Source organism: Shinella sp. BE166 (assembly GCF_051201095.1).
Taxonomy (GTDB): domain Bacteria; phylum Pseudomonadota; class Alphaproteobacteria; order Rhizobiales; family Rhizobiaceae; genus Shinella; species Shinella lacus.
The window spans coordinates 21,874-47,189 of record NZ_JBPEHL010000016.1 but is presented as its reverse complement, the minus strand read 5'-3'; the positions used below and the strand labels follow the sequence as shown (position 1 = coordinate 47,189).

Here is a 25,316-nt window from a genome sequence, read left to right as displayed (position 1 = left end):
GAGACAGCCATGCCCACCGACCAGCATACCATCCTCGTCGTGGAGGACGAGCCGCTGATCCGGCTTGTTCTGATTGAGGCATTGCAAGATGAAGGTTACCTTGTGCTCGCTGCCTCCAGTGTCTTGGAGGCGATTGGCCTTATGGGAAAATTTCCGCATATAGATGGTCTTGTGACGGATGTGGATTTGCCGGGTGGTTTGAGCGGCCTTGATTTGCTCGAGCTGTTCAGCCAGTGCCGGCCGACCGCCGCCCAAATCGTTGTCTCAGGCGGGAATGATCTGAAGGAAGGGCATATGTCGGCTCGTGCTCGGTTCTTCTCAAAGCCCTACAGCCTTGATGATATCGTTGCCGAACTCGACTGCCAGATCACAGTGACCAGCGCGATCCTGCACCGGCAGACCCGGTAGCCGCAGCTAAACGCGACCGGGCAGGTCAGCGACGATCGAAATGGGTGCGTAGTGATACGTGCGTCTGTACGGTCGCGATGCCGGGCGTTGTTGCGATCTGGCGGCGTATGGTGTCAAGTTCGGCGTTCGAGCCGCATTCGACGAGCAGCATCAAGTCTGTGGGGCCGGCGAGCGACCAGCATGTCACGACGTTCGGGATTCCGCTGAGGTGCGGCACGATATGGTCGCAGTTGCGGCCCGGCTGGAAGCCGATCGCGATGAGCGCCTCGACACCCGGTCGTTCCCTCTCCGTACCGAGTTTCACGGTGTAGCCGGCGATCACGCCGTTTGCCTCCAGCCGGCGGATGCGCTCGTGCACCGCGCTGCGGGAGAGGCCGACATGGCGCGTAAGCTCGATGAGGCTCATGCGGGCGTCGGCGCGTAGCGCCCCTAGGAGCAGCCTGTCCTTTTCGTCCAAATCGTTCATCCGGATAACTTTCCCTTAAGCCGGACGAATGTCCGGTCATCCGTCACCTTGCTGCGCGAAAGCGGACGGAAAAGCAACTAGCGTCGGTCATCGTTTGAAGGAGAGATATCGATGCCGACCATACCGCAATCCGCCGTGCTGATCCCGATCGACATGCAGCAGGCGTTTGATGAGACCGCGTGGCCGCAACGTTGGAACAGCAAGGCGGATGAGAACGGCCTTGCCTTGCTCGGCGCGTGGCGTGCCACGGGGAGGGCCATTATCCACGTTCGCCATGACAGCGTCGAACCGAATTCCACGCTGCGGCCGGAACGGCCGGGCAATGCCTTTCGCGCGGGCTTCGAGCCGCAGGCTGGCGAACCCCTGGTGACGAAAAGCGTCAATGCCGCCTTCATCGGCACCGATCTCGACCTTCGCCTGCGCCGCATGGGCACGGATACGATCGTGCTTTTCGGGATTTCGACCGATATGTGCGTGTCGACCAGCGTCCGCGTGGGCGCGAACCTGGGTTACCGGATCATTCTCATTGAAGATGCCTGCGACTGCTTCGACCTGCCGGACGGGGAGAGCGGGACGATCGCCGCCCGCGACGTGCATCGCGCTCATATCGCGACGCTGCGGCACGAGTTTGCTACGGTTTTGAGAACGGGCGATGCCCTGTCGATGGTTTTGCCATAGGTACTTTGCGACGGTCGGAACCCAGTCGAAATGGCAGGCCGGACCGCTCCCGGGAGCTGTTTCTCACGCAAGGGGATGATCCCCTTGGACGAGAACCGGGAGCGAACTGGACGTAAACGTCAGACGGCGATGCGGCGTGCAGCCTTGTCGCAGGCTTTGCGATCCGAGCCGAACTGAGCCACGATCTTCGTGGCGTCCTCGACGCTGATGCGATGCTTTTTCGCGAGTGTCTTCACGTCATAGCCCTTCGCTGACGCAGACGCGTCATTCATATTGCTCATGGATTTTCTCCTTGGGGGTTAGGAAGGCGGTAACGCCGTGCGCGACGCGCTCTGTTCCTCTTCGCATATATGGTGCCTGTGCGCCATTCCCACAAGTCCAACCGCGGCTGTCGTCGAGCTGTAATGCCGCGCCGGACTTCCCGATTGGTTTTCGACCGCGGCCTCGACTGTCCGTTTAGCCCTTGTCTTTGCCGTCAATAGTATGATTGACTTACGATAATGACGTCCGTCCAGGCGGATGGCGAAGGTCTATTGTCAGAAACGGGGAACGCCAATGAACAGGGAAAAGACAATGAACCGCATGCGTCCGCTGCTTGCCGGCGCGGCCTTCTCGCTGCTGCTCGTCTGCGGTGGCATGGCACCGGCCTTCGCGGAAACGCCGGCGGACACGCTGGTCCAGGCCTGGGCGATCGACGATACGATCACGCTCGACCCGGCCGAATCCTTCGAACTGTCGCCGGCGGAATTCATCGGCAACGCCTATGACATGCTGGTGCGCCTCGACATCGCCGACACGACCAAGGTCAAAGGCGGCATTGCCGACAGTTGGACCGTCTCCGACGACGGCCTCACCTATACGTTCAAGCTGAAGCCGGGCATCAAGTTCGCCTCCGGCAACCCGGTCACCGCCGAGGATGTCGCCTGGTCCTTCGAGCGCGTCGTCAAGCTCGACAAGAGCCCCGCCTTCATCCTCACCCAGTTCGGCCTGACGGGCGACAACGTGACGGAAAAGGCCAAGGCGGTCGACGAAAACACCTTCGTCTTCACCGTCGACAAATCCTATGCGCCGAGCTTCGTGCTGAACTGCCTGACCGCGACTGTCGGCGCCGTGCTCGACAAGAAGCTGGTTATGGAACACGCCGAGGCCAAGACGCCGAGCGACGAATACAAATACGACACCGATTTCGGCTATGGCTGGCTCAAGACCAACTATGCCGGTTCCGGACCGTTCAAGATCCGCGACTGGCGCGCCAACGAAATCGTCGTGCTGGAGCGCAACGACAATTATTACGGCGAAAAGCCCGCGCTGACCCGTGTCATCTACCGCCACGTCAAGGAAAGCGCCACCCAGCGGCTGATGCTGGAGGCCGGCGACGTCGATGTCGCCCGCAACCTGGAGCCGGGCGACCTGGAGGCCGTGTCGAAGAACGCGGATCTCACGACCGCCAGCGCGCCGAAGGGCACGGTCTATTACATCAGCCTCAACCAGAAGAACGAGAATCTCGCCAAGCCCGAGGTTCGCGAGGCCTTCAAATATCTCGTCGACTATGACGCGATCGGAGCGACGCTCATCAAGGGCATCGGCGAAATCCGCCAGACCTACCAGGCCAAGGGCGTGCTCGGTGCGCTCGATGCGAGCCCCTACAAATTCGACGTCGCGAAGGCCAAGGAACTGCTGGAGAAGGCGGGCCTGAAGGACGGCTTCTCCGTTACCTTCGACGTGCGCAACACGCAGCCGGTGACGGGCATTGCCGAATCCTTCCAGCAGACGGCCGGGCAGGCCGGCGTGAAGATCGAGATCATCCCGGGCGACGGCAAGCAGACGCTGACCAAGTATCGCGCCCGCAATCACGATCTCTATATCGGCCAGTGGGGCATGGATTACTGGGATCCGAACTCGAATGGCGAAGCCTTCACCTCGAACCCGGACAATGGCGACGATGCGTCGGTCAAGACGCTCGCCTGGCGCAACGCCTGGGATATTCCGGAGCTGACCGCCGAATCCAAGGCGGCCCTTCTGGAGCGTGACAACGCCAAGCGTGCGGCAATGTATGAAAAGCTCCAGCAGCAGGCGCTGGAGACCAGCCCCTTCGTGATGATCTTCCAGCAGATCGAAGTCGCGGGCGTGCGCGGCAAGGTCAAGGGCTATACGCTGGGGCCGAGCTTCGATTCCAATCCGCTCGCGCCTGTCTCCAAGGAATAACCTTCCTTGAGCATGGCTGAAATGCGAAAGCCGGCAGGGCGCGCCAAACGGCGCGCCTCTGCACGGCTGAAATCGGTGGCGGGCTTCCTCGTGGTGGTCGCCACCACCTATCTCGGCCTGCTCGCGGTCACCTTCTTCATCGGCCGCGTCGTGCCGATCGATCCGGTGCTGGCGATCGTCGGCGACCGTGCGCCGGCCCATGTGATCGAGCGCGTTCGGCAGGAAATGGGGCTCGACCTGCCGTATTACCAGCAGTTCTGGCTCTACATGACCGGCGTGCTCAGGGGCGATTTCGGCACCTCGGTGCTCACCACGAATCCCGTCATGGCCGACATCCGCCGCGTCTTCCCGGCAACCATGGAGCTTGCCACGGTCGGTACGCTCATCGGCGCGCTTTTCGGCATTCCGCTCGGCGTGCTTGCCGCCGTCAAGCGCGGCAGCCTCGTCGACCAGGTGGTGCGCATCGTCGGCCTCATCGGCTATTCCGTGCCGATCTTCTGGCTGGGCCTGCTGGCGCTGCTCGTCTTCTATGCCCGCCTCGGCTGGACCTCCGGCCCCGGGCGCATGGACGTGGTGTTCGAATATACGTTCACGCCCGTCACCGGCTTCTTCCTGCTCGACGCGATCATCACCGGGGACTGGGCCGCGTTGCGCGATATCGTCTCGCACATCATCCTGCCTGCCTCGCTGCTCGGCTATTTCTCCATGGCCTATATCAGCCGCATGACGCGCTCCTTCATGCTGAACGAGCTTGGCCAGGAATATATCGTCGCCGCGCGCGCCAAGGGCCTGTCGGAGACGCGGATCATCTGGGGCCATGCGCTGCGCAATGCGGCGGTGCCGCTCGTCACCGTCATCGCGCTCTCCTATGCCGGTCTGCTGGAGGGGTCTGTCTTGACAGAAACCGTCTTCGCCTGGCCGGGGCTCGGCCTCTACATCACCAATTCGCTGCAAAATGCCGACATGAACGCGGTGCTCGGCGGCACCATCGTGATCGGCTCCGTCTTCATCGCCATCAACCTTTTGTCCGACGTGCTTTACCGCATGCTCGACCCGAGAACGAGGACACGATGAGCGAGACCGCAATGACCCGCCGCGAATGGCTCCTGACCGACCGGCCGCAATCGCGCCTGCAAGCCCGGCTCGGCCGCACCTATGTCGCCTGGCGGCGTTTCACCGCCAACCGGCTCGCCGTCGTCGGCCTGCTGATCATCCTCGGCATGGTCTTTCTCGCCATCTTTGCGCCGCTGCTCGCCCCCCATTCGCCCTATGTCGGCGATCTCGCCAAGTCCCGCCTGATGACGCCGGGGCCGGCGCATTGGCTCGGCACGGACGACCAGGGGCGCGACATCCTCTCGCGCCTCATCTACGGTTCGCGCCTCACCTTGCAGGTCGTGCTGCTCGTGGCGGTCATCGCGGCACCCATCGGCCTTCTGGTCGGCACGGTCGCCGGCTATGCCGGCGGCTGGGTGGATGCGGTGCTGATGCGCATCACCGATATCTTCCTCGCCTTTCCCAAGCTCGTGCTGGCGCTCGCCTTCGTCGCCGCACTCGGGCCGGGCATCGGCAATGCGATCATCGCCATCGCCATCACCTCCTGGCCGCCCTATGCGCGCATCGCGCGGGCGGAGGCCCTGACGGTGCGCAACTCGGACTACATTCTGGCGGTGCAGCTGATGGGCGCCTCGCCCTGGCGCATCGTGCTGCGCCATATCATGCCGCTCTGCATTTCCTCGCTCATCGTGCGCGTGACGCTCGATATGGCGGGCATCATCCTCACCGCCGCCGGCCTTGGCTTCCTCGGTCTCGGCGCGCAGCCGCCGCTGCCCGAATGGGGCGCGATGATCGCCTCCGGCCGCCGCTTCATCCTGGACCAATGGTGGGTCGCCGCCGCACCGGGCTTCGCCATCCTCGTCGTCAGCCTGGGCTTCAATCTGCTCGGCGACGGCCTTCGCGATGCGCTCGATCCGCGTGGGAGCGGCCAATGAGTGCGTTGCTCGAGGTTGAGGATCTGCGCGTTTCCTTTCCCACCCGCACCGGCGTCATCGAGGCCGTGCGCGGCGTCTCCTTCACGCTCGGCCGCGAGCGGCTCGGCATCGTCGGCGAATCCGGCTCCGGCAAGTCGCAAACCGGCCGCGCCATCATGGGGCTCACCGCCGAGCACGGCGTGATTGATGCGAAGCGCCTGGAATTCAGCGGCATCGACCTTCTCAAGGCCTCGAAAGCCGAGCGACGGGCGCTGCGCGGCAAGCGCATCGCGATGATCTTGCAGGATCCGAAATATTCGCTGAACCCGGTCATGACCATCGGCCGGCAGATCGTCGAGACGCTCCGCACGCACGAGCGGGTCGGGAGGGCGGAGGCACGCAAGCGCGCACTCGACATGCTCGCAGCCGTGCAGATCCGCGATCCCGAGCGCGTCTTCGATCTTTATCCGCATGAGGTTTCCGGCGGCATGGGCCAGCGCGCGATGATCGCCATGATGCTGATCGCCGGTCCCGAACTCTTGATCGCCGACGAGCCGACCTCGGCGCTCGACGTGACGGTGCAGCTCGACGTGCTCGCGATCCTCAACCGGCTGGTTGCCGATCGGGGCATGGGCCTGATCTTCATCTCGCATGACCTGCGGCTCGTCTCCTCCTTCTGCGACCGCGTCATCGTGATGTATGCCGGCCGCATCGTGGAGGAGTTGCCGGCGGCAAGGCTTTCCGAAGCCCAGCACCCCTATACCCGCGGCCTGCTCAACTGCATGCCCGAGATCGGCGCCGACCGGCACCCGCTGCCGGTGCTCGACCGAAGGCCGGAGTGGAGAACATGACGGCGGCTCTTTCTATCGACGCGCTTGCCGTTGCCTTCGACGATTTCGTGGCACTGGAGGATGTAAGCCTGTCCGTTGCGCCCGGTGGCTCCTTCGGGCTGGTGGGTGAATCCGGTTCCGGCAAGTCGACGCTGCTGCGCGCTGTCGCCGGCCTTGCGCCCGCTTCCGCCGGCACCATCGCGGTCGACGGCAAGGTCCTCAGCGCCAAACGCGACAAGGCCTTCTATCGCAAGGTCCAGATGGTCTTTCAGGACCCCTATGGCTCGCTGCACCCGCGCCAGACGGTGGACCGGCTGCTGCTCGAACCGCTTGCAATCCACGGCTTCGACGATGCCGAAGGCCGCATCGTGCGGGCGCTGGACGAGGTGGGGCTCGGCTCCGGTTTCCGCTTCCGCTATTCGCATCAGCTTTCCGGCGGCCAGCGCCAGCGCGTGGCGATCGCCCGCGCGCTGATCCTCGAACCCTCCATCCTGCTGCTGGACGAACCGACGTCGGCGCTCGATGCCTCGGTGCAGGCCGAAGTGCTGAACCTGCTGGAACAGCTGCGCGCTGCCCGCAATCTCACCTTCGTCATGGTCAGCCACGACCTCGCTGTCATTACCCACATGTGCGACCGCCTGATGGTCATGCAGAACGGCCGCACGGTGGAACAGCTCACCGCCGCGGATCTCGCGGCGCGCAGGGTGACGCAGGATTACACCCGCGGCCTGCTCGCCGCCAGCGAAGGTTTCCGGCGCGACGTTTGAAGGGCCTGCCGGGCGTACCGGCAGGCCGTTGGTTATGCCGCCTGGCGGACGATAACGCCGAGCGCTGTTGTGATCAGGCGGGCAAAGGTCAGCGCGCCGATGCCGTCGACGTCCCGTTCCGGCATGAACTCGACGAAGTCCATGGCGGCGATCCGACCGCGCCCGGCGGCGCCCTTGATGAGATCGACGGCCTGGTAATAGCTGAGGCCGCCCGGCGCGCGGCCGATGACGCCGGGAACGATCGACGGGTCGAGCGCGTCGGCGTCGATGCAGATGATGATGTTGCTGCCTTCCGGGATGAGATCGAGCACGGCGCCGACGCCCTGCCGGTGCAGCTCGTAGGCGGTCACGAATGTGACGCCCCAGGCGAGCGCATCCTCGTAGTCGCTGGTTGCCGCCGAGCCGATGCCGCGCGCGCCGACCTGGATGATCCGCTCGACATGCGGCATTTCCGATGCCCGTCGCATGGTAGAGGACAGGCCCAGGCGCTCGCCCATGTGGATTTCGCGCCAGTCGATATGGGCGTCGATCTGCAGGATCGTGAATTTCTCCCCGCCCGCCGAAGCGCCGATCGCCTCGATCATCGGTATCGGAATGGAATCGTCGCCACCGATGAGCACCGGCACGGCGCCGCGCGCCCGCACCTTGCTGACGGCCTCGGCAATCCGCGCGCGGTTGCCGGGAGTGTCGGCCTCGTCGAAGGGCAGGTTGCCGCAGTCGACGGGCCGCAGATGCGGAGCGGGGAAGACGGGGCCGCCGTGATCGAAGTCGTGGCGGTCGACATTGGCGGTCAGCGCACCCGTCGCCTTGCGCAAGGCGTCCGGCGCGTTGCGGCAGTAGGCGCCGACCGAGGCATAGGGTGTCGCGCAGGGCGCGCCGATCAGCGCCACGGGCGCGGAAAGCGCATCGAGGTTGTCGCAGGCCGCGTGGCCTAGGAAGGTCGCGGTTTCGGCTGCCGCGCCGAAGAGTGCGCCGAGATCGGGCTTTTCATTCATGGATGGTCCTCCTGTGTTGCGGCGTTCAGCCGGAAAATGCTCTGGATGGATGGGGGTGGCGGCGATCAGCCGATCCGGCTTTCGAGATAGCCGGCCCAGCGCCGCTGGATGAGCTGGAAGCCGGAGACCAGCACGAATGTCAGCGTGAGGTAGATCGCGGCGGCCGTCACATAGGGCTCGAACTGGATGTAATAGTTGAGGGTAATCCTGCGCGCGACGCCGGTCGTCTCAAGCAGCGTCACGGTGCTGGCGAGCGCGGTTGCGTGCAGCATCATGATCATCTCGTTGCCGTAGAGCGGCAGCGACCGGGTCAGCATACCGGGAATGAGGATGCGAAAAGCCTGCGCCCGGCGCGACATGCCATAGGCCCGCGCCGCCTCGATCTCGCCCACCGGAATGTGACGCAGCCCCCCGGCGAAGATCTCCGTGCTGTAGGCGGTCGTGTTGAGCACGAAGGTGAGCAGCACGCAGACCATGGGGCTCGAAAGCCACGGCCAGAACACGCTGGCGCGGATGAGCTCGAACTGGGCGAGGCCGAAATAGACGAGGAAGAGCTGCACGAGCAGCGGCGTGCCGCGGAAGACCAGCGTGTAGCTCAGGATTGCATAGCGCACCGCCGGAACCCGGCTGTTGCGTAGGAAGGCCAGCGGCACGGCGAGCACGAAGGACAGGGCCAGCGAAACGACCGCGAGAAGCAGCGTCAGCTTTGCCCCTTCGGCGTAAAGGGTGAGGTTTTCGGTGATGACGTCCCAGTTCATGGCGCAAGCTCCCGAAGGCCGATCTCGAAGCGGCGCGCCAGCAGCGCCAGAAGGATGAGGGAGAAGACGGTCACGAACAGATAGAACCCGGCGGCGATGAGATAGAAGGTGAAGGGCATGCCGGTCGCCTCCGCGGCGCCCTTCGCGCGAAACATGACGTCCTGCAGCCCGATCAGCGAAACCAGCGCCGTCGCCTTGGCGAGCACCAGCCAGTTGTTGGTGAAGCCGGGCAGGGCGAGACGGATGAGCTGCGGCAGGATGATGCAGACGAACATGCGCCGCCGCGTCAGGCCATAGGCGACCGCCGCTTCGATCTGCCCCTTGGGAATGTTCTGCAACGCCGTCTTGAACGTCTCCGTCATATAGGCGCCGAAGATCAGCCCGAGCGTGGCGATGCCGGCGACGATCGGTGGAAACTCGATGCGCGCGTCGATACCCATCGCGTCGAGCCACTGGTTGAGCAGGGCCGGCAGGCTGTAATAGATCAGCAGCATGACGACGAGGTCCGGAATACCGCGCACCACGAAGGTGTAGGCCGAAGCGATCGCCCTGAGCAGCCGGTTGCCGGAAAGCTTGGCGAAGGCGGCCCCCATGCCGAGCACCGTCGCCACGATGAGCGAGGCCACGGCCAGCAGCAGGGTCGTCGACCCCGCTGCCAGGATCGTCGCGGTGAATGCGGCGACCATGCCGGTCATTGACCGAAATATTTGGCGTTGATGGCGTCGAGCTTGCCGTTCTCGCGGATGATGGCGAGCCCCTTGTTGACGTTCTCGACGAGGGCCTCGTTCTTCTTGTTGATGGCGATCGCCACCCCTTCGCCGAACTCCTTGGCGTCCGCACCGGTCAGCTGCGGCCCGACGAGTTCGAAATCCTTGCCCGCATCGCTGTTCAGGAAGCCATGGATGACCTGGGCCTGGTAGCTGATATGCAGGTCGGCGCGGCCGGCCGTAAGCTCCAGATAGGGCGCGCTGCCGGTGTCGTAGCGCGTGATGGTCGCCGTCGGATAGTGGCTGGTGACATAGGCGTCCATCGGCGTGCCGGTCTGCACGGCGATCGTCTTGCCGGCAAGCCCCTCGGGCGTGATGTCGAGCGCAGCACCCTTCTTGGCGACGAAACGGAAGATTGGGCGGTCGTAGATGTCGCTGAACGCGATGACCTGGCGGCGCTTTTCGGTCACGGTGAGCTGGGAGATCAGCGCATCGTACTTGCCGTCGATCAGGCCGGGGATCATGCCGTCCCAGGCGGCGTTGAAGATGTTGCAGTCAAGTTTCGCTGCCTCGCAGACGGCCTGCATCAGCTCGATGTCGTAGCCGACGAGCTTGCCTTCGGAATCGATATATTCGAACGGCGGGAACGTGGCGTCGGTCGCGATGTCGAGCGTTTCGGCGGCCTTTGCCGTCGTCAGGCTCGCGGCCACGATCATGGTGGCGCACAGGGATTTGAGCATAGCCTTCATTGTTCCGTCCTCTCGGGTTTGGTTATTGTCTGGATTTTGGGGATCGCCGGCGTTTAGTGCTGGAGCCGGCCGGCCAGGAACTGCTGCAACCGCGGGCTTTTCGCCTCGGTGAAGATGACGTCCGGCGTGCCCTCTTCCTCCACCCGTCCCTGGTGGAGGTAGACGACGCGGCTGGAGGCATGGCGCGCAAAGCCCATCTCATGTGTGACGACGATCATCGTGCGCCCTTCCTCCGCAAGCGCCTGCATGACGCGCAGGACCTCGCTGACGAGCTCCGGATCGAGCGCCGAGGTCGGCTCGTCGAAAAGCATGACGTCCGGGTTCATGCTGAGGGCGCGCGCGATTGCCACGCGCTGCTGCTGGCCGCCGGAAAGATGGGAGGGGTATTTCTCCAGGACCTCATGGTTGAGGCCGACCTTCGCCAGGTTGGCCTTCGCCCGCTCGATCGCGTCCTTGCGCGAAAGGCCGAGCACGCTGACCGGCGCCTCGGCGACATTCGACAGCACCGACATGTGCGACCACAGGCAGAAATTCTGGAAGACCATGGCAAGCCGGCTGCGCATGCGGCGCAACTGGTGCCGGTCATTCGCCCGCAGCATGCCGTCGCGATCCTTGACCGTCGCCAGCACCTCGCCGTCGATGGCCACGGTGCCGGCACTCGGGCGCTCCAAAAAATTGATGCAGCGCAGGAACGTGCTCTTGCCGGAGCCACTGGCACCGACGACGCTGATGACGTCGCCGGCCTTCGCCTGGAGCGAAACACCCTTCAGCACCTCATGCGCCCCATAGGACTTGTGAATGTCTGTCGCGCTGAGTTTCAGCATCGGATCCCTCTTGGCGAGGCGGCTCGAACCGCTCTTCTGCTCAATTCTTTTGCCATCTAGGGACATGGATGCATTTTGCGCAAATGACGATTCTTCACCCGATACATGATGTGAAATCATGTATCCCTAAGCCGTGTCGGGCGCAGCCCAGAAGTCGGTGGAATAATTTATGATTTCCCGTCAGCTTTTGCGTGGGCGAGACCCGTCAGGGAAGAGTTTCCCAGGAGGCATCGCGACCGAAGCGTGCAAGCAGCCAGCGCAGGAAAAGCCGTGTGACGGAGCGGCCGAGGCTCGCATTGTTGCAGACCACATGCCAGCCGCCAAAGGCGTCGATGGAAAAGGAGAAGGGTTTGATCAGCACGCCGCGCTTGAGGTCCGACGCCGATAGCGTGTCGCTCACCAGCGCAACGCCGGTGCCGTGGATGGCAAGGTCGATCGCCATGCCGAGGTCGCTGCAATAGAGATGACGGGCCTGTTGGGCGAGATCGGGCTCGCCGGCTTCGGAAAACCACCGCCGCCACTCCGACCCGTCGTCCCAGTGCAGCAGCAGGCAGTGGCGAAGATCGGCAGGCTGCGTGATCGATCCGCCAATGCGCTCGAACAGCAGCGGGCTGCAAACCGGCGTGACATTGACATGCGCAAGAAGCGCGGACCAGCGATCCGCCCACCCGCCCGGGCCGAAGGAGATGCCGACATCGATGTCGCCGAGCTCGTGCACGCGTTGGTTCTCGACCAGGCGGATATGGCATTCGATCGAGGGATGGTCCTGGCAGAAATCGCTGATGTGTCGGGCAAGCCATGTGTTGGCGAACATGGGCGGGCAGGCGACGTCGAGCCGCCCGCCGACCTGGCTGGCATCGGAGAGGCGCATCGTGGCGGCGAGGATTTCCTGAAGCGCCCCAGACACCGTCTTTGCGAGGATGCGGCCAGCATCCGTCAGCGCCACGCCGCGTCCGGCCTTGGCGAAGAGATCACAGCCAAGCGCCTCTTCGAGACGGCGGATCTGATGGCTGACCGCACTGTCGGTCAGGTGAAGCTCGGCCGCCGCCTTGGCAAGGCTCTGATGGCGCGCGGCCGCCTCGAAGGTTCGCAGCGTCGGCAGGGGAAGGTTGCGCAGGTCGGCCAACGGAATCAACGAACATGTGAAGGAGGATATTGCGCGCGACGATACGCGCAGTTCTAAGACCGCGCAACGCGCTTCACGGCAACACCAAGTCAGGCGCGATGAAGGAGCGCCGCCGCCTCATTTCACCATGAAGCGTGAGCTGAACGGCAGGCTTGCCGCGCCGACCGCCTTGGGGGCAGCATAGGTCTTGCCGACGATTTCGTCGATGGTGGGATTTCTTCTCGGACGGGATCGTACAGCGCCGTGCAGATGCTGGCCGGGATGAAGGAGGAGAAGCAGCAGACGGCATAGGCAAACTCGTGGTCGGCGTCGGCGCGCCCTATCCGGCACCCCATCGCCGCTTGCCCCATGCCGGACCTCTGGTTCGAGGGCATGTTCGGCGACGGCTATGAAAAGTCTAAGGCGCTCGCCGATTTCATGAAGGTCGAGTACCTGTCGGCCGGAGACCACGTCTCGACCGACGGCGTGGATGGCATCGACTTCTCCGCCGAGACCAACATCACGCTCGGACACGCGATCGCCGACAAGGTCGCGGCGTTGTTCTGAGCAAAGCCATTCCGGCACCTCCCCTGCCGGAGTGGCTTACATTTCCAGCCACTTGCCGAAGAAATACGCGATCTGCTTATGCCACCAGGGCCAGTCGTGGCTCGCGTCCGGCCCCCAGAAATCGACCCAGGCGGGAATGCCCTTCTCGCGCAACACGGCCTCCAGGTGACGGGTGTCCTCGATCATCTGCTCCTCCCAGGCGCCCTGGCCGCAGCAGAAGAAGAGGCGGCGCGAGCGGATCCGGTTAAGGAGATCGCCTTCGGGCATTCCTGCGAGATAGTTCACCGGCGAGTTGAAGTAGATCTGGCCGTCCAGTGCATCGCCGAAGAAATGCCGGGTCGAGTAGACGCCGCTCAGTGCGATCACGCCGGCGGCGCGGTCGGGGAAGCGGAACAGGAAGTTGCTGGCGTGGAAAGCGCCCATCGAACAGCCAGACAGAATCGGCAAGCCGCCGCCAGCGGCAAGGATTTCCGGCAGCAATTCGTCGTTGATATAACGGAAATAGGATTCGTGGCGGGCGATGCGGGCCGCAAGGTCGTGGCCGTTGGAAAAGAAGCTCTCGCCGTCGATGCCGTCGGCGGTCCAGAGCCTGATTTCGCCGGCCTCGATGCGGTCGGCCAGCGCATTGACGCCGCCGGAATCCTCGTATTGGTAGAAGCGTCCGTTGGACGTGGGGAAGACCAGCACCGGCCGGCCGGCATGGCCGTAGGTCTTGAACTCCATCTCCCGCGCGAGGTGATGGCTGAAGCGCTTGTGATAGTGGACCTGCACCGTATTAACGCTCCACATCCTGGATGAAGCGCACGATGGCTTTCACCTCTTCAAAATCTTCCGAACGGAACTGATAGGCGAAATTGCCCATAGCCCGGCTGAACACATCCTCGATCGGCGCGCAATGCACGATCTTCTTGCCATGGGCCGCCATAATCGCCCCGTGGTCGTTGACGTAGCGAATGTGATTCTTGCGGCTGGCATAGCCGGTATAGTAGCGCCCCGTGAAGGGGCCGGCGACCTTGTTGTTGACGACCATGCCAGCCCATTCGCGATAGACGTCCATATCGTAGGAGTAGTTGATGGCATCGGTCATCCAGGCGCCGGGCGGGCGCATGTTGACCTCCAGCGCCACGATGCGCTCGTCCGACCGAGTCTGGAAGAACTCGATATGGAAGAACTTTTCGCGGATGCCGAAGGCCTTGACGGCGGCGCGGCCGGCATTTTCCACCGCGGGATCGACAAAGGGCAGGCAATAGTAGTTGAGATGGGAATCGGCGTTGACCACGCCCATGATGCTCTGTTCGAAACGGTGGCTGGCGGCGAAGACGATCTCGCCGTCGCGGTTCACCAGCCCGTCATAGGTCAGGATGATGCCGTCGATGAACTGTTCGGCGACATAACGCACACCGGGCTTTTTCGCCGCCTCGAACGCATCGAGGTCCGCCTTGTCGCTGATCTTCAGCGTGTTGCTGGCGCCCGACCCCTGGTCCGGCTTGATCACGATGGGATAGCCGACCTCGGCGATGAAGGCCTCCACGCCGGCCCGGTCGACATAGCCGTGCTGGCGGATCGTCTCGACGCCTGCCTTCTTGAAGAAGGCGCTCATCTTCGACTTGTGCTTAAGGTTCTCTATGAAATCGCTGCGGATGCCGGGAATGTTGAAATCAGTGCGAATCGCCGCGTCCTGCTCCAGCCAGTGCTCGTTGAGCGATTCGAACCGTTCGATGCGGCCCCAGCGATGGATGAAATGGCCCATGGCGCGCAGCACCTGGTCGGCATTCTCCATGTCCGCGATGCGGTAATATTCGCTGAGGGCGTTCTTGAGCTTCGGGGCGAGGCGGTCGAAGGGCGCGTCGCCGATCCCCAGGATCGTGGCGCCGGCCTGCCGGAGGCGATCGCAGAAGTCGGCATTGTTGGCGGGAAAGTGCGGAGAGAAGAACACGAATTTCACGAGGAACTGCTCCGGGAGGTGAAAGGGAATATTAGTCGAGGTCGAAATGAGAGAAAAGTGGGGCTTGGCGCCACAATCGCAGCGCAAAACCGTTTTGTCCGGCCCGCCTAGAGGCAACCGATCGCCGCGTTGACGGCCTCGATCCGGCGCGGGCGGGCGCGTCCTTCGGCGCCGGCGCGAAGGCTCGCGTGCACCATGATGCGGTGGCAGACGGCCGGCACGGCGGCGTGGTTGAACTTCGGGCTGCGGGCGTGGGCTGGGCGGGCGTCGCGCTCGTCATGACGGCGATCGCCTCTTTCTGCCGCACGCTGGTCGGCATCCCGGCCCGCGCATCGTCGAGGAGCATCTGGGCCTCTTCTGTGGCCTCCTGGTGGTCAGCTTCCTCATCGGCAATGTCTTCCTGCTGGAGCTGAACATTCCGCTGATCGGCCTCTGGGTGCGGCTCTACCGTTTCGAGCCCGCGCCGCAGCTCATCGGTTTCGTACTCGGGCCAATGATGGAGGAGTATTTTCGCCGCACCATGCTTTTGTCGCGCCGTGATGCGCTGGTGCTGTTGGAGCGGCCGGGTTTGGCGCTGCTGCTCGCTGCCGCGCTCCTGTTGTTTGTCGCAGCTTTGGTGCCGGTTTCACGCTGGAGGGCGATTATCCACCGCCAAACGCATGGGAAGACGGCCTGAACTGATTTTTTCCAGGCTGCGTCCTGCCCCTCGGCGGGTTGCGCCTATACTGTCGGCACGGTTCCGCCATCGATGACGTATTCCGTCCCCGTTATCGCCGAAGCTCGGTCGGAGGCAAGGAAGGCGATGAGGTTGGCGACTTCGTGCGGCTTTGCCGGCCGGCCCATCGGAATGCCGCCGAGCGCATCCATGATGATCTTCTTGCCGCCCTCATAGTCGGTGCCGGCTTGCTCTGCCAGGCGTTCGGCCAGACGCACCGCCGCCTCGGTCTCGATCCAGCCCGGCGACACCCGCGCCACGCGCACGCCCTTGGGAGACACCTCTTTCGACAGGGCCTTGCTGTAGGTCGAAAGCGCGGCCTTCGCCGCCGCATAGGCAGTCGTCGACTCCGGCAGGGGGAGAACCCTCTGGATGGAAGAGACATGGATCACGACGCCACGTCCCTGAGCGACCATTTCCGGAACAAGCTGCCGATCAAGCCGGATGGCAGGGAAGAGATTGAGATACAGCTCCTTGTGCCACTCGGCATCGGTCAGCGCTGAAAATCCGCCGCCCGGCGCCGAGGAGCCGCCAAGCATATGCACGATGATGTCGACGCCGCCAAGCCGCTCACGCACGGCGTGGGCCACGGCGGCACAACCTTCCTCGGTGGTGAGATCGGCAGCAATGAAGAGCTCTTCAGGCAGGGCCTCGGGCCGGGCGCGGGCGGTCGTGAGCACCTGCGCACCGAGCTCCCGGAACAGTTCGACGGTCGCGGCGCCAGCGCCCTTCGTTCCAGCGGTGATGAGGGCGCGTTTGCCTTTCAACGTGAGAAATTCGGTCATCAGCCAATCTCCAGTCCGACGATCCTGTCGTCCTTGACGGTGAAGGAAAAATCGAGCGTCACGGGGTTGTTGGGAAATTGCCCCGTCACCGTCGCACGGACGGAAACGTTGTCACCCGCACCTTTCGTCTCGATGGGCTCGGCGACGTGACGGTACTTTTCCTTTGCTGCCACCCACCAGCTACGGATCGCGCCCACACCTTCATGGCGGGAGCCCTCGTCCTTAACCACGGCGCTCGCGGAGAACACCGCAGCCAGGGCATCCGGGTCGTTGCGCCTGTCGGCGTCGAAATAGGCTTTCACAACGTCAGGCATATCCATCGCTTCTTCCTCATCTGTATGTTCCTCCTAGATAAGGCTCGACGATTGTATGAATAAGTGGGATAAACCGGGATGACGAATTGAACGGATCGGGACAATGGAGCGTGCTGGCCTGAACGACCTGAATGCCGTCATCGCAATTGCGCGCAGCAGAACGTTTCGAGCGGCCGCCATCGATCTCGGGATGTCCACGACCGCGCTGAGCCATGCCATCGGAAAGCTCGAGGCAAATCTTGGCGTGCGCCTGTTCAATCGCACGACGCGCAGCGTCTCGCTGACCGATGCCGGCAGGCTGTTCGTGGAACGGGTGGGGCCTGCACTTCAGGATATCCATGGCGCATTGGATATGGTGCGATCCCAACGGGAGACGCCCTCGGGGACGATACGGATCAATGCCGCCCCGTTTGCCGCGCGCGAAATCATCTCGCCGCTCGTCATTGAATTTCTTCGCCGCTATCCGGACATGAATGTCGACCTGGTGACCGAAGGGCGGTTGATCGATATCGTTGCCGATGGTTTTGATCTGGGCGTGCGGGTTGCCGGCCTGGTTCCCAGCGACATGATCACCGTTCCGCTCGGCCGCCCGCAGCGATATGCTATCGTCGGGTCTCCCGACTATTTCAGGCACAACGGAAAACCGCGTGTCCCACCGGACCTTCTCGGCCACAAATGCATCCGTGTGCGCTTGCCGGACGGCGCGCTTTTCCGATGGCGTTTCGAGAAGGACGGGGAGACGGTTCAGATCGACGTGCGGGGGCCTATCATGCTCGACGAAGTAAGCCTCGCGCGAACCGCCGTCATGGAGAATATCGGCATTGGTTGCTTCATGGAGCAAGGCGTCCTCGCCGATATAGAGGCAGGCCGTCTGGTCCGCGTGCTGGAGGATTGGACGCCGCCCTTTCCAGGGCTCTGCCTGTATTATCCCGGCCGCCGAAATCTATCCGCCGGCGTTAAGGCTTTTCTCGCCTTAGCGCGTGAGGTGGCGGGGAAAAGTGTCGCAAAGCGCCGGAACAGGCGTATGCAATAACCTTAAGACTGCAAAGCGTGGTGATCAGTTGCCGTTGCCGGCAGATGCGAAGATGCAGAGCGGACCTGCCCGTTTTAAAGCCGGGCCTTGCAAAAGAATGGCCCGGTAAAAGGGATTATCCGCCATTATAATAGACCGATGTGGCGTGCTTTATTTCGTATTTTTTGTTCATAATCCGCACGGTGCGATATAGCGTTCCGGCATGGCTTCGCACCCATTTTGCCGCAGAGGCTTCCCCGGTTCGACACGGCCATGGCAAGGGCGACCCGATCTCTAGCAAGCGGGTCGACGAACCCATCGGTCATGCCGGAATCAGGCGCTCCATGAGGGCTTTCAGATCGCGCGCCACGGCAAAGCTGTTGTCCTGATGCTGCCGATTGCAGAAGAGTTCGCAACTCCACCAGCCGGCATAGCCTGTCGATTTCACGGCATCTACCCAGCTTTGAAGGTCGAGCACGCCCTGTCCGGTGGGGACGTCGCGCAGCACCGGTTCGTTCGGTATGCCGCCGGTATAGGGCAGGGAATCGCAGAGGTGCACACCGTATATCAGGTCCTTGTCCAGTCGTGCGATCCGCTCCGGCGTATCACCCGAGGTATAGGAGTGCCAAAAGTCGATGACGATCCGCACATTGTCCCGCTTGCACAAGTCGAGGATCCGCTGTTGCGCATCCAAGGTGTTGAGCGGCGTCCACGACAGGGCTTCGAGATAGACGATCAGTCCGTGGGAGGCGGCGATGTCGGCCACGGCCTGAAGGTTGGCGGCCGTCTGTTCGGTCTGGATATCCGTTGGTAGGTCGATCAGGCCGCGGTAGAGATGTGGATAGCGCTCCGCGGCGCCCGGCTCGAAAACGCAGATATCCAAAGGGCCGGTGATGGCTTCGATCCCTCTCGCGCCCGCCGCGGATGCCAACACGCAAAGTTGTTCGGCTTCGCGCAGCATCTGCCGACGGGCGTCGCCCTGTCGTTCCAGATCGATCAGAAAGCCGATGCCGGGGAGGAAAAGGCCGTCGAGGCGCGCCTTCAACTCCGGCACGGTGAAGCCGGCATCGAGAAACGCGCCGATCTTGTTGCCGGAGGTTTCAAGGCCATCGAACCCGATAGTACGGGCGATTTCGATGTCGATGGCCAAGGTGTTCGATTTGGATGCCATCGAATGAAAGATGAGTTGGTTCTGGGTTCTGGTCATGGCCGCCGGCCTCCTCTGTTTGTTCATTACGGGCTGCTGACAGAAATGTGGCGCCTGCGTGCCGCTGCCTGGACGGCTTCGGCGGCGCGCAGAGCGATGACGTTGTCGTCGGCAAGAGACATCCATGTGCCTGAGCCTTGGGGCAGGGCGAGGAACGCTTCGATCGTGGTCATGTGCTGGTCGCGTTCGCGCACCGGAATAAGCTCGTTCCGGCCGTTCAGGCGGCGCACCAGGGCGCCGGACCCTCTGCCGCTGAGGGTTCCGTGCGCAGTGAGCGTGCCGCGGTCACCGGCGAGCATAACGATACTTTCGAACTCCGCGGTCGTGAAACTCTCGTAGGATTGAAAGAGCGCGCCACTGGACAGACGGATCGCGTAGGATACCTGGTCGCCGTCGGGACTGGCCGGCACGGAAGAAAGGGCAGTCACCGCCGCCGGTTCCTGACCGGTGAGAAATCGTGCCAGATCGATGCTGTCGACGGACATTTCAAGAAGGGCGGCGCCGCGATCCATCGTCTCGTCGATGTGACGGTTGGGCGGAAGCTGAAATGGTGCGCCTCGCGCGATGAGAAGCGACTGCAACGTGCCGATCTCGCCATCCTGCAGCAGCCGGCGCATGGTCTGGTGGGGCGAGAGGGTGCGGAAAGGCTGGTTGAGGGCCAGGAGGATGCCGGCCTTCCTGCATTCTTCGGCTAAGTTTGCCGCGATGCGGCTGTTGCCGGCAATCGGGCCGTCGCACAGGACGTGTTTTCGTGCCGCCGCCGCAGCCAGGATATAGTGCTTGCGGCGGTCCCGGGCGGCGCTGACATAAGCAAATTGGACGCGCGGATCGCGAAGGGCCGGCCGCGCATCGACGGCGATGCCGGCTATCTGCATGTCCTGCGAGAAGTGTGTCGCATACTGCCGGTTCCGACTGACGACCCACAGGGGCTGATGCCCAACCGAACGGATCGCCGCCACCATGTGCTCGGTTGCAATGGTGCCGGTGCCCATGACCGACCATCCAAGTTCTTCCCCGGAATGCACCGCACGTCCTCCTCTTCATCATCCGGAGATTGACCGGTCGGCAGGCGCGCTACAACTTCGCAGACAATTGATGTCTTTAGCGATATGAAGTACAATCAGCGTCACAGTGCGTCATGTCGGGGGCTTTAATGGAACAGCTGGGAAGAGATGGGGCCGCCTTGGCGGCGAACCTGAGAACGCTGTGCGAGCAGCACGGCTCCGTGGCCGCCGTCTGCCGCAAGATCAATGTCAACCGGCAGCAGTTCAACAAGTACCTGTCGGGCGCGCATGTGCCGTCGGCGGCCAATCTGAGGATCATCGCGAACTATTTCGGCCTCAGCGTCGCCATGCTCTTTGCCGACCCGGAGGAGTTCCGCACGCTGGTGGAAGGCAACTTCTTCCATGCGATGGCGACCGCCCGCCAACTGCCGGAGTTCTCGCGCTTCGTGTCGGAGATGATCGTGGAGAACAATGCCGATCACAACGACATCGTCGGGATCTACGACCGCTATCAGTTCTCCTCGATCTACAAGGGCTTCGTGCTGCGCTCGGCCTTCTGCATCTATCGCAACAAGGAATTCCTCCAGCACTATTATGTCGAGCGTTTCCCGAGCTTCGACGACCCGAAGAAGACGGAATATGTTTTCAAATATTACGGCTTCTGCTTCCCCGTCGCTGACCGCCTCTTCACAGCGGATTTCGAGGGCATCCAGTCGAACGAATTGACCTTTGGCGTCTATGCGCAGGTCAAGCGGAACGCCAAACGCTTCATGTTCGGAATTTCCAGCGGCATTGCCGCGACCGTCTTCCGCCAGCCCTATTCCACGAAGGTCGCGCTGCACTACCGGGGGCCGGGCCTGCTGCGCCGCGAGCATCTCAAGGAGCTGACGGTCATGGACCGCAACGATCCCAGCATTCCGCGCGAGGCGCTGCAATATCTCGGCGACGGCTCCGACATGATCCAGATGAGTTGAAGGCCATCCGTCAGGGGTGCAGTTCGACGGCGAGCCAGACGCTGTCGGTATCCGCATAGTAGCGGTGCCAGGGATAGGTCCACTGGTTCTCGCCGGTCACCCGGCAGAAGGGATCGTGCGAATAGCCGATCGGCATCACCACGTCCTCGTAGAGCGTCGTCGCGTCGCGCGCCTTGAATTTCTGCATGCGGCCCGATCCATGGATCTGCGTATGCGTTTCCAGGAATGGGTGCTCGTTATGGATGAAGCAATCCGTGTCGCCGGGCGACCACCAAAGATTGAGCTTCAGCGTGAAGGTCTGCGGCGCTTCGGCTGTCGCGCATTCATTGGTGAAGACGCGGGGGTCGAGGGTGACGGTGCCGATCTCGTCCTGCGCCGAGATGTAGAGCGGCGTGTCGCGGGGAAAGCTGCGGATGCGGTTGCCCAGCCAGTCCCAGCCACGAAACATGCAGCCACCGAGATTGGTCGGCCTGACGACCTTGATGATCGCGGCGCGATCCGCCGAGCGGATGCGGCCGCCCTTCAGCCAGGTCGACTTCCACGCCGGTACGATGGCTGGATGCTCGTCGCCGGTGACCATCGTGGAGGGGCTGATATTGACCACTATGGCGTCCGTCACGTCATAGTCCGCGACGTTCTCGACAAGCGTGGCGGAAATGAAGTCGTCTGCGAAAGCCAGGTCTCTGCTCAGGTTCTGCACGGCGGTGCCTCTTTTGTCTGTCCGTGTTCTGAGAAAGCCATAGCGCGCGCCGCGAAAAAAGTGCGCGCCGGAATTAATTTATTCGCATGATGGCGCGGCTCCAGCTTCACTTTGCGAAGGATGGCACTGTTCGGGATCGCCTGCCGCTCGCCACCGGGATGCCAGCGGACCGCTGCAAATTGACCGCGTCGGCGGCGGCGCGGCCGTCGCGATCATGAACCCTGACGCAAAACTGCTTTTGAAGTGCGTCATCTCGCGTCAGTGTTTCGATGGCTGCGAACTTGCGAGTTTGCCCCGCTCGGCGGAAGAATAAGCCTATCGCTGGAGGGCGTCCCCGTCCTGCTCACAAGATAACGAGATTTCAGAGGGTCGATCAATGATGCTGACAGGTGGCCAAGTCGTCGCGAAAGCGTTGAAGGAATATGGCGTCGAATATGTGGCGGGCGTGCCCGGCCATGGCATCTGGTCACTGTTCGACGCGTTCCTGCAGGAGGGATCGGAAATCCCCTTCATCCAGGTGATGCACGAGCAGAGCGCGGTTCACATGGCCGACGGCTACTACCGCGCCTGCGGCAAGCCGATGGCTTGCTCCACCTCGGTCGGTCCGGGCGCGGCCAACACGATCATTGGCCTTGCAACCGCCTATTGCGATTCCACTTCGCTCTTCTACGTTTCCGGCTCGCCCCAGACCTATATGCATGGCCACGGCACTATGCAGGAGCTGGAGCGCCAGCAGGACAATGCCTTCCCGCGCATCACCGAGCAGGTGACCAAGCGCGCCTGGCAGGCCAATTCGGTGCAGGTCCTCCCAAGCATTATGCACCGTGCCTTCAGCGAGTTGCTGACGGGCCGCCCGGGTCCGGTTCACGTCGAGGTCCCGATGGACGTTCAGGTCGAGGCGGCGGATGTCACCATCCATCCGCTCGGCAAGCGCCTGCCGGTCGGCGTCGCCTATCCGGATCCGAAGGCCATTGAAGCCGCGCTGAAGGTTCTTCTCTCCGCCGAGCGCCCGGTCATCGTTGCCGGCGGCGGCGCGATCACGGCCAATGCATCGGCAGAACTGACGCGCCTTGCCGAAAAGCTCGGTGCCGCCGTCTCGATCACTTGGAACGGCAAGGGCGCCATTTCCGAAGATCACCAGTTGTTCATCGGCGCCGTCGGCCAGACGGGCACGACCTGCGGCAACAAGATCACCGCATCGGCCGACGTCGTCGTTTCGGTCGGCTGCCGCTTCACCGACTGGTCGGCCTCCTCCTATGCCAAGGGCGTCTCCTTCTCGATCCCCTCGGCCAAACTCATCCATATCGACCTCGACCCGCGCGAGATCGGCAAGAACTACGAGACGGAAGTCGGCATCGTCGCCGATGCCAAGGTGACGCTGGAGGCGATTCTCTCGCTGATTTCCGATGCGGACTCGCAGAAGATGCTTTCGCGTCGCGAGACCTTCCTCGCCGACGTGCAGAAGGCCAAGGCCGAATGGCGCGCCCAGGTCGAGCCGCGCGAAAACAGCCGCGAGACGCCCTTCACCTCGCAGCGCCCGTTGATGGCGCTTCGCAAGGTGCTCGATCGAAACGGCATCGTCGTCGTCGGCTCGGGCAATACGCAGGGCTCGGTCAAGCAGAGCTTCCCGATCTACGAACCCCGCACGCATCTCACCTCCGGTTCCTATTCGCCGATGGGCTGGGCGGTGCCGGCAGCGCTTGGCGCCAAGCTTGCCTGCCCGGACCGGCAGGTGGTCGCCATCGTCGGCGACGGCGACTTCATGATGTCGCTGCCGGAAATGGGCACGGCCGTCATGAACGGCATCAACGTCGTGTTCCTCGTGCTGAACAACCAGGGCTACATGTCGATCCGCGGCGGGCAGCGCAAGTTCATGGGCCGCCACATCGCCTCCGAGTTCAACCACCACGCCGGTAACGGCGCGCCCTATTCTGCCGACATCACGGCCTCTGCCAAGGCCTTCGGCCTTCAGGCGTGGAAGGTGGAAAAGGACGAAGACCTCGAAAGCAGCCTGAAGGCGGCGCTCGAATGCGGCGGTCCGGCCCTCGTCGAAGTTATCGTCTCGCGCGATGCCGCCGGTCCCTTCGCCACCGGCTGGTGGGACTTCCCGTCGCCGGCCTATTACGAAAAGGAGCAGGCCGCACACGCAGAGATGCGCGCCCGCGAACAGCACCTCTAGACATATCGAGCAGGGGAGGCCTGAGCCTCCCTTGCCCTCCCAAGCCCTTGATAACGCGGCGCCCATGGCGGCCGTGAACGAAGAGACTTTGTCATGATCCGGCACATCAAAACAGCCAAGGCCCCCATCGAAGACGGCGGAACCGACAGCGCGGTCACCAAGGCGGTCGAGGCACTTCTCGCAAAAGTCAGGGAAGGCGGCGACAAGGCGGTTCGCGAACTGTCCGTGCAGTTCGACAAGTTCGATCGCGAATCCTACCGGCTGACGAAGGATGAGATCGCGGGCTGCATCAACGCGCTCACGGCCCGGGAACGCGAAGACCTCGATTTTGCGCAGCATCAGATTCGCCGGTTCGCAGAGGTCCAGAAGGCCGCGCTGAAGGACGTTGAGGTCGAGACCCTGCCGGGCGTCGTGCTCGGCCACAAGAACGTGCCGATCCAGAATGTCGGCTGCTACGTGCCGGGCGGCAAATATCCGCTGCTGGCATCCGCCCACATGACCGTGCTGACGGCGCGTGTCGCCGGCTGCCAGCGGGTGATCACCTGCGCGCCGCCCTTCCAGGGCAAGGTTGCCGAAAAGATCGTGGCGGCGCAGGCGCTTGCCGGCGCCGACGAGATCTACTGCATCGGCGGCGTCCAGGCGATTGCCGCGATGGCCTACGGCACGGAAACGATCGATCCGGTCGACATGCTGGCCGGCCCCGGCAATGCCTATGTCGCGGAAGCCAAGCGGCTGCTCTTCGGCCGAGTGGGGATCGACCTTTTCGCCGGCCCGACGGAAACGCTGATCATCGCCGACGACAGCGTCGACGGCGAACTGGTGGCGACCGACCTCCTTGGCCAGGCCGAGCATGGCGTCAATTCGCCGGCGATTCTCATCACCAATTCGGAAAAGCTGGCGCGCGATACGCTTTCCGAGATCGAGCGCTTGCTCGCAATCCTCCCGACCGCCGAGGTCGCCCGCAAGGCCTGGGAGGACTTCGGCGAGATCATCCTTTGCGACACGATCGAGGAGATGCTGGCGGAAGGCGATCGCGTGGCGTCGGAACATGTGCAGGTCATGACCCGTGATCCGGACTACTTCCTCGCCAACATGACGAACTACGGCGCGCTGTTCCTGGGTGCGCGCACGAATGTCGCTTTCGGCGACAAGGTGATCGGCACCAACCATACGCTGCCGACCAACAAGGCGGCCCGCTACACCGGCGGCCTCTGGGTCGGAAAATTCCTGAAGACCTGCACCTACCAGAAGGTCCTGACCGACGAAGCGTCCGCGATGATCGGCGCCTACGGCTCGCGGCTCTGCCTGATGGAAGGCTTCGCCGGTCACGCCGAGCAGGCAAACATCCGTGTCCGCCGCTACGGCGGCCGGAACGTCGGCTACGCGATGCCCGCAGACCCCGTTTAACGACCACGCACAAGAGCCCGACAGGGGCCGCGCTCAAAAAACTCAACC

At 63.1% G+C, this 25,316-nt stretch carries 28 protein-coding genes; 13 read left to right on the top strand and 15 right to left on the bottom strand.

What is annotated here, in order from left to right:
* Positions 1–9 precede the first annotated feature (9 nt).
* Positions 10–408: a response regulator gene (locus J2Y63_RS28210; RefSeq protein WP_435268826.1), complete on the top strand. Its 399-nt coding sequence runs from the start codon at positions 10–12 to the stop codon at positions 406–408.
* Positions 409–433: 25 nt separating this feature from the next.
* On the opposite strand, the gene J2Y63_RS28205 is transcribed toward J2Y63_RS28210, so the two are convergent.
* Positions 434–874, bottom strand: a complete 441-nt coding sequence (locus J2Y63_RS28205; RefSeq protein ID WP_435268825.1) for an Lrp/AsnC family transcriptional regulator — start codon at positions 872–874, stop codon at positions 434–436.
* 111 nt (positions 875–985) lie between these two features.
* On the opposite strand from J2Y63_RS28205, the gene J2Y63_RS28200 reads away from it, so the two are divergent.
* Positions 986–1,552 carry a cysteine hydrolase family protein gene (locus tag J2Y63_RS28200; protein WP_435268824.1) on the top strand — a complete coding sequence of 189 codons (567 nt, stop codon included), beginning with the start codon at positions 986–988 and terminating at the stop codon, positions 1,550–1,552.
* A 119-nt stretch (positions 1,553–1,671) separates the two neighbouring features.
* On the opposite strand, the gene J2Y63_RS28195 is transcribed toward J2Y63_RS28200, so the two are convergent.
* Positions 1,672–1,833 (bottom strand): hypothetical protein, encoded by a 162-nt coding sequence (locus tag J2Y63_RS28195; RefSeq protein ID WP_256120183.1) that lies wholly within the window; start codon positions 1,831–1,833, stop codon positions 1,672–1,674.
* Positions 1,834–2,125: 292 nt separating this feature from the next.
* Between J2Y63_RS28195 and J2Y63_RS28190 the strand changes: the two genes are divergently transcribed.
* From J2Y63_RS28190 to J2Y63_RS28170, 5 genes are read left to right on the top strand one after another with little or no spacing between them, the layout of a single operon-like run.
* Positions 2,126–3,757: an ABC transporter substrate-binding protein gene (locus J2Y63_RS28190; protein ID WP_435268823.1), complete on the top strand. Its 1,632-nt coding sequence runs from the start codon at positions 2,126–2,128 to the stop codon at positions 3,755–3,757.
* A 12-nt stretch (positions 3,758–3,769) separates the two neighbouring features.
* Positions 3,770–4,831 (top strand): ABC transporter permease, encoded by a 1,062-nt coding sequence (locus J2Y63_RS28185; RefSeq protein ID WP_435268915.1) that lies wholly within the window; start codon positions 3,770–3,772, stop codon positions 4,829–4,831.
* Entirely contained in the window at positions 4,828–5,745 is a 918-nt protein-coding gene (nikC, locus tag J2Y63_RS28180) for a nickel transporter permease (RefSeq protein WP_435268822.1), read from the top strand. Before J2Y63_RS28185 ends, nikC begins: the two co-directional genes overlap by 4 nt.
* Positions 5,742–6,575, top strand: coding sequence for an ABC transporter ATP-binding protein (locus tag J2Y63_RS28175; protein ID WP_256120187.1), 834 nt, complete (start codon positions 5,742–5,744; stop codon positions 6,573–6,575). The genes nikC and J2Y63_RS28175 overlap by 4 nt, the downstream gene beginning before the upstream one ends.
* Complete coding sequence (locus J2Y63_RS28170; RefSeq protein WP_435268821.1) at positions 6,572–7,321, top strand: ABC transporter ATP-binding protein; 750 nt, start codon at positions 6,572–6,574, stop codon at positions 7,319–7,321. The genes J2Y63_RS28175 and J2Y63_RS28170 overlap by 4 nt, the downstream gene beginning before the upstream one ends.
* A 32-nt stretch (positions 7,322–7,353) precedes the next feature.
* On the opposite strand, the gene J2Y63_RS28165 is transcribed toward J2Y63_RS28170, so the two are convergent.
* From J2Y63_RS28165 to J2Y63_RS28140, 6 genes are all read right to left on the bottom strand, one after another.
* Positions 7,354–8,316 carry an arginase family protein gene (locus J2Y63_RS28165; protein ID WP_435268820.1) on the bottom strand — a complete coding sequence of 321 codons (963 nt, stop codon included), beginning with the start codon at positions 8,314–8,316 and terminating at the stop codon, positions 7,354–7,356.
* Between the two features lie 65 nt (positions 8,317–8,381).
* Entirely contained in the window at positions 8,382–9,074 is a 693-nt protein-coding gene (locus J2Y63_RS28160) for an ABC transporter permease (RefSeq protein WP_435268819.1), read from the bottom strand.
* Positions 9,071–9,760 carry an ABC transporter permease gene (locus tag J2Y63_RS28155; RefSeq protein WP_435268818.1) on the bottom strand — a complete coding sequence of 230 codons (690 nt, stop codon included), beginning with the start codon at positions 9,758–9,760 and terminating at the stop codon, positions 9,071–9,073. The genes J2Y63_RS28160 and J2Y63_RS28155 overlap by 4 nt, the downstream gene beginning before the upstream one ends.
* 5 nt (positions 9,761–9,765) lie before the next feature.
* Positions 9,766–10,530 (bottom strand): transporter substrate-binding domain-containing protein, encoded by a 765-nt coding sequence (locus tag J2Y63_RS28150; RefSeq protein ID WP_435268817.1) that lies wholly within the window; start codon positions 10,528–10,530, stop codon positions 9,766–9,768.
* 53 nt (positions 10,531–10,583) lie between these two features.
* Positions 10,584–11,354, bottom strand: a complete 771-nt coding sequence (locus J2Y63_RS28145; protein WP_435268816.1) for an ABC transporter ATP-binding protein — start codon at positions 11,352–11,354, stop codon at positions 10,584–10,586.
* 205 nt (positions 11,355–11,559) lie between these two features.
* Positions 11,560–12,480, bottom strand: coding sequence for a LysR substrate-binding domain-containing protein (locus J2Y63_RS28140; protein WP_435268815.1), 921 nt, complete (start codon positions 12,478–12,480; stop codon positions 11,560–11,562).
* Positions 12,481–12,828: 348 nt separating this feature from the next.
* On the opposite strand from J2Y63_RS28140, the gene J2Y63_RS28135 reads away from it, so the two are divergent.
* Positions 12,829–13,026 carry a hypothetical protein gene (locus J2Y63_RS28135; protein ID WP_435268814.1) on the top strand — a complete coding sequence of 66 codons (198 nt, stop codon included), beginning with the start codon at positions 12,829–12,831 and terminating at the stop codon, positions 13,024–13,026.
* Positions 13,027–13,062: 36 nt separating this feature from the next.
* Here the strand turns inward: J2Y63_RS28135 and J2Y63_RS28130 are convergent, their stop codons facing one another.
* Positions 13,063–13,797, bottom strand: coding sequence for an esterase family protein (locus J2Y63_RS28130; RefSeq protein ID WP_435268813.1), 735 nt, complete (start codon positions 13,795–13,797; stop codon positions 13,063–13,065).
* 4 nt (positions 13,798–13,801) lie between these two features.
* Positions 13,802–14,971 carry an ATP-grasp domain-containing protein gene (locus tag J2Y63_RS28125; RefSeq protein ID WP_435268812.1) on the bottom strand — a complete coding sequence of 390 codons (1,170 nt, stop codon included), beginning with the start codon at positions 14,969–14,971 and terminating at the stop codon, positions 13,802–13,804.
* A 370-nt stretch (positions 14,972–15,341) separates the two neighbouring features.
* Here J2Y63_RS28125 and J2Y63_RS28120 point away from each other — a divergent pair, with 370 nt between their 5' ends.
* Positions 15,342–15,647, top strand: coding sequence for a hypothetical protein (locus tag J2Y63_RS28120; RefSeq protein WP_435268811.1), 306 nt, complete (start codon positions 15,342–15,344; stop codon positions 15,645–15,647).
* A gap of 44 nt (positions 15,648–15,691) precedes the next feature.
* Here J2Y63_RS28120 and J2Y63_RS28115 read toward each other — a convergent pair whose 3' ends face one another.
* Positions 15,692–16,471: an SDR family oxidoreductase gene (locus tag J2Y63_RS28115; protein WP_435268810.1), complete on the bottom strand. Its 780-nt coding sequence runs from the start codon at positions 16,469–16,471 to the stop codon at positions 15,692–15,694.
* Complete coding sequence (locus J2Y63_RS28110; RefSeq protein WP_435268809.1) at positions 16,471–16,791, bottom strand: nuclear transport factor 2 family protein; 321 nt, start codon at positions 16,789–16,791, stop codon at positions 16,471–16,473. The genes J2Y63_RS28115 and J2Y63_RS28110 overlap by 1 nt, the downstream gene beginning before the upstream one ends.
* A 97-nt stretch (positions 16,792–16,888) precedes the next feature.
* Here J2Y63_RS28110 and J2Y63_RS28105 point away from each other — a divergent pair, with 97 nt between their 5' ends.
* Positions 16,889–17,818 (top strand): LysR family transcriptional regulator, encoded by a 930-nt coding sequence (locus J2Y63_RS28105; RefSeq protein WP_435268808.1) that lies wholly within the window; start codon positions 16,889–16,891, stop codon positions 17,816–17,818.
* Between the two features lie 301 nt (positions 17,819–18,119).
* Here J2Y63_RS28105 and J2Y63_RS28100 read toward each other — a convergent pair whose 3' ends face one another.
* Both J2Y63_RS28100 and J2Y63_RS28095 read right to left on the bottom strand, forming a co-directional pair.
* Positions 18,120–19,004, bottom strand: a complete 885-nt coding sequence (locus J2Y63_RS28100; protein WP_435268807.1) for a sugar phosphate isomerase/epimerase family protein — start codon at positions 19,002–19,004, stop codon at positions 18,120–18,122.
* Between the two features lie 26 nt (positions 19,005–19,030).
* On the bottom strand, positions 19,031–19,996 hold the full coding sequence (locus J2Y63_RS28095) for a Gfo/Idh/MocA family protein (RefSeq protein WP_435268806.1): 966 nt from the start codon (positions 19,994–19,996) through the stop codon (positions 19,031–19,033).
* 161 nt (positions 19,997–20,157) lie between these two features.
* On the opposite strand from J2Y63_RS28095, the gene J2Y63_RS28090 reads away from it, so the two are divergent.
* On the top strand, positions 20,158–20,982 hold the full coding sequence (locus tag J2Y63_RS28090; protein WP_256120203.1) for a helix-turn-helix domain-containing protein: 825 nt from the start codon (positions 20,158–20,160) through the stop codon (positions 20,980–20,982).
* A gap of 10 nt (positions 20,983–20,992) precedes the next feature.
* Here J2Y63_RS28090 and J2Y63_RS28085 read toward each other — a convergent pair whose 3' ends face one another.
* A complete protein-coding gene (locus tag J2Y63_RS28085; RefSeq protein ID WP_435268805.1) occupies positions 20,993–21,682 on the bottom strand; it encodes a hypothetical protein in 690 nt (229 codons plus the stop codon).
* Positions 21,683–22,058: 376 nt separating this feature from the next.
* Between J2Y63_RS28085 and J2Y63_RS28080 the strand changes: the two genes are divergently transcribed.
* Complete coding sequence (locus tag J2Y63_RS28080; RefSeq protein ID WP_435268804.1) at positions 22,059–23,861, top strand: thiamine pyrophosphate-binding protein; 1,803 nt, start codon at positions 22,059–22,061, stop codon at positions 23,859–23,861.
* A 93-nt stretch (positions 23,862–23,954) separates the two neighbouring features.
* Positions 23,955–25,268 (top strand): histidinol dehydrogenase, encoded by a 1,314-nt coding sequence (gene hisD, locus J2Y63_RS28075; protein WP_435268803.1) that lies wholly within the window; start codon positions 23,955–23,957, stop codon positions 25,266–25,268.
* Positions 25,269–25,316: the final 48 nt, after the last annotated feature.

Coding starts and splice junctions, on each gene's coding strand:
- J2Y63_RS28110 (WP_435268809.1), bottom strand. CDS start 16,791: ATGGATATGCCTGACGTTGTGAAAGCCTATTTCGACGCCGACAGGCGC.
- J2Y63_RS28165 (WP_435268820.1), bottom strand. CDS start 8,316: ATGAATGAAAAGCCCGATCTCGGCGCACTCTTCGGCGCGGCAGCCGAA.
- J2Y63_RS28080 (WP_435268804.1), top strand. CDS start 22,059: ATGATGCTGACAGGTGGCCAAGTCGTCGCGAAAGCGTTGAAGGAATAT.
- J2Y63_RS28145 (WP_435268816.1), bottom strand. CDS start 11,354: ATGCTGAAACTCAGCGCGACAGACATTCACAAGTCCTATGGGGCGCAT.
- J2Y63_RS28100 (WP_435268807.1), bottom strand. CDS start 19,004: ATGACCAGAACCCAGAACCAACTCATCTTTCATTCGATGGCATCCAAA.
- J2Y63_RS28190 (WP_435268823.1), top strand. CDS start 2,126: ATGAACCGCATGCGTCCGCTGCTTGCCGGCGCGGCCTTCTCGCTGCTG.
- nikC (WP_435268822.1), top strand. CDS start 4,828: ATGAGCGAGACCGCAATGACCCGCCGCGAATGGCTCCTGACCGACCGG.
- J2Y63_RS28170 (WP_435268821.1), top strand. CDS start 6,572: ATGACGGCGGCTCTTTCTATCGACGCGCTTGCCGTTGCCTTCGACGAT.
- J2Y63_RS28185 (WP_435268915.1), top strand. CDS start 3,770: ATGGCTGAAATGCGAAAGCCGGCAGGGCGCGCCAAACGGCGCGCCTCT.
- J2Y63_RS28135 (WP_435268814.1), top strand. CDS start 12,829: ATGCCGGACCTCTGGTTCGAGGGCATGTTCGGCGACGGCTATGAAAAG.
- J2Y63_RS28195 (WP_256120183.1), bottom strand. CDS start 1,833: ATGAGCAATATGAATGACGCGTCTGCGTCAGCGAAGGGCTATGACGTG.
- J2Y63_RS28155 (WP_435268818.1), bottom strand. CDS start 9,760: ATGGTCGCCGCATTCACCGCGACGATCCTGGCAGCGGGGTCGACGACC.
- hisD (WP_435268803.1), top strand. CDS start 23,955: ATGATCCGGCACATCAAAACAGCCAAGGCCCCCATCGAAGACGGCGGA.
- J2Y63_RS28205 (WP_435268825.1), bottom strand. CDS start 874: ATGAACGATTTGGACGAAAAGGACAGGCTGCTCCTAGGGGCGCTACGC.
- J2Y63_RS28160 (WP_435268819.1), bottom strand. CDS start 9,074: ATGAACTGGGACGTCATCACCGAAAACCTCACCCTTTACGCCGAAGGG.
- J2Y63_RS28210 (WP_435268826.1), top strand. CDS start 10: ATGCCCACCGACCAGCATACCATCCTCGTCGTGGAGGACGAGCCGCTG.
- J2Y63_RS28095 (WP_435268806.1), bottom strand. CDS start 19,996: ATGGGCACCGGCACCATTGCAACCGAGCACATGGTGGCGGCGATCCGT.
- J2Y63_RS28090 (WP_256120203.1), top strand. CDS start 20,158: ATGGAACAGCTGGGAAGAGATGGGGCCGCCTTGGCGGCGAACCTGAGA.
- J2Y63_RS28150 (WP_435268817.1), bottom strand. CDS start 10,530: ATGAAGGCTATGCTCAAATCCCTGTGCGCCACCATGATCGTGGCCGCG.
- J2Y63_RS28175 (WP_256120187.1), top strand. CDS start 5,742: ATGAGTGCGTTGCTCGAGGTTGAGGATCTGCGCGTTTCCTTTCCCACC.
- J2Y63_RS28115 (WP_435268810.1), bottom strand. CDS start 16,471: ATGACCGAATTTCTCACGTTGAAAGGCAAACGCGCCCTCATCACCGCT.
- J2Y63_RS28105 (WP_435268808.1), top strand. CDS start 16,889: ATGGAGCGTGCTGGCCTGAACGACCTGAATGCCGTCATCGCAATTGCG.
- J2Y63_RS28200 (WP_435268824.1), top strand. CDS start 986: ATGCCGACCATACCGCAATCCGCCGTGCTGATCCCGATCGACATGCAG.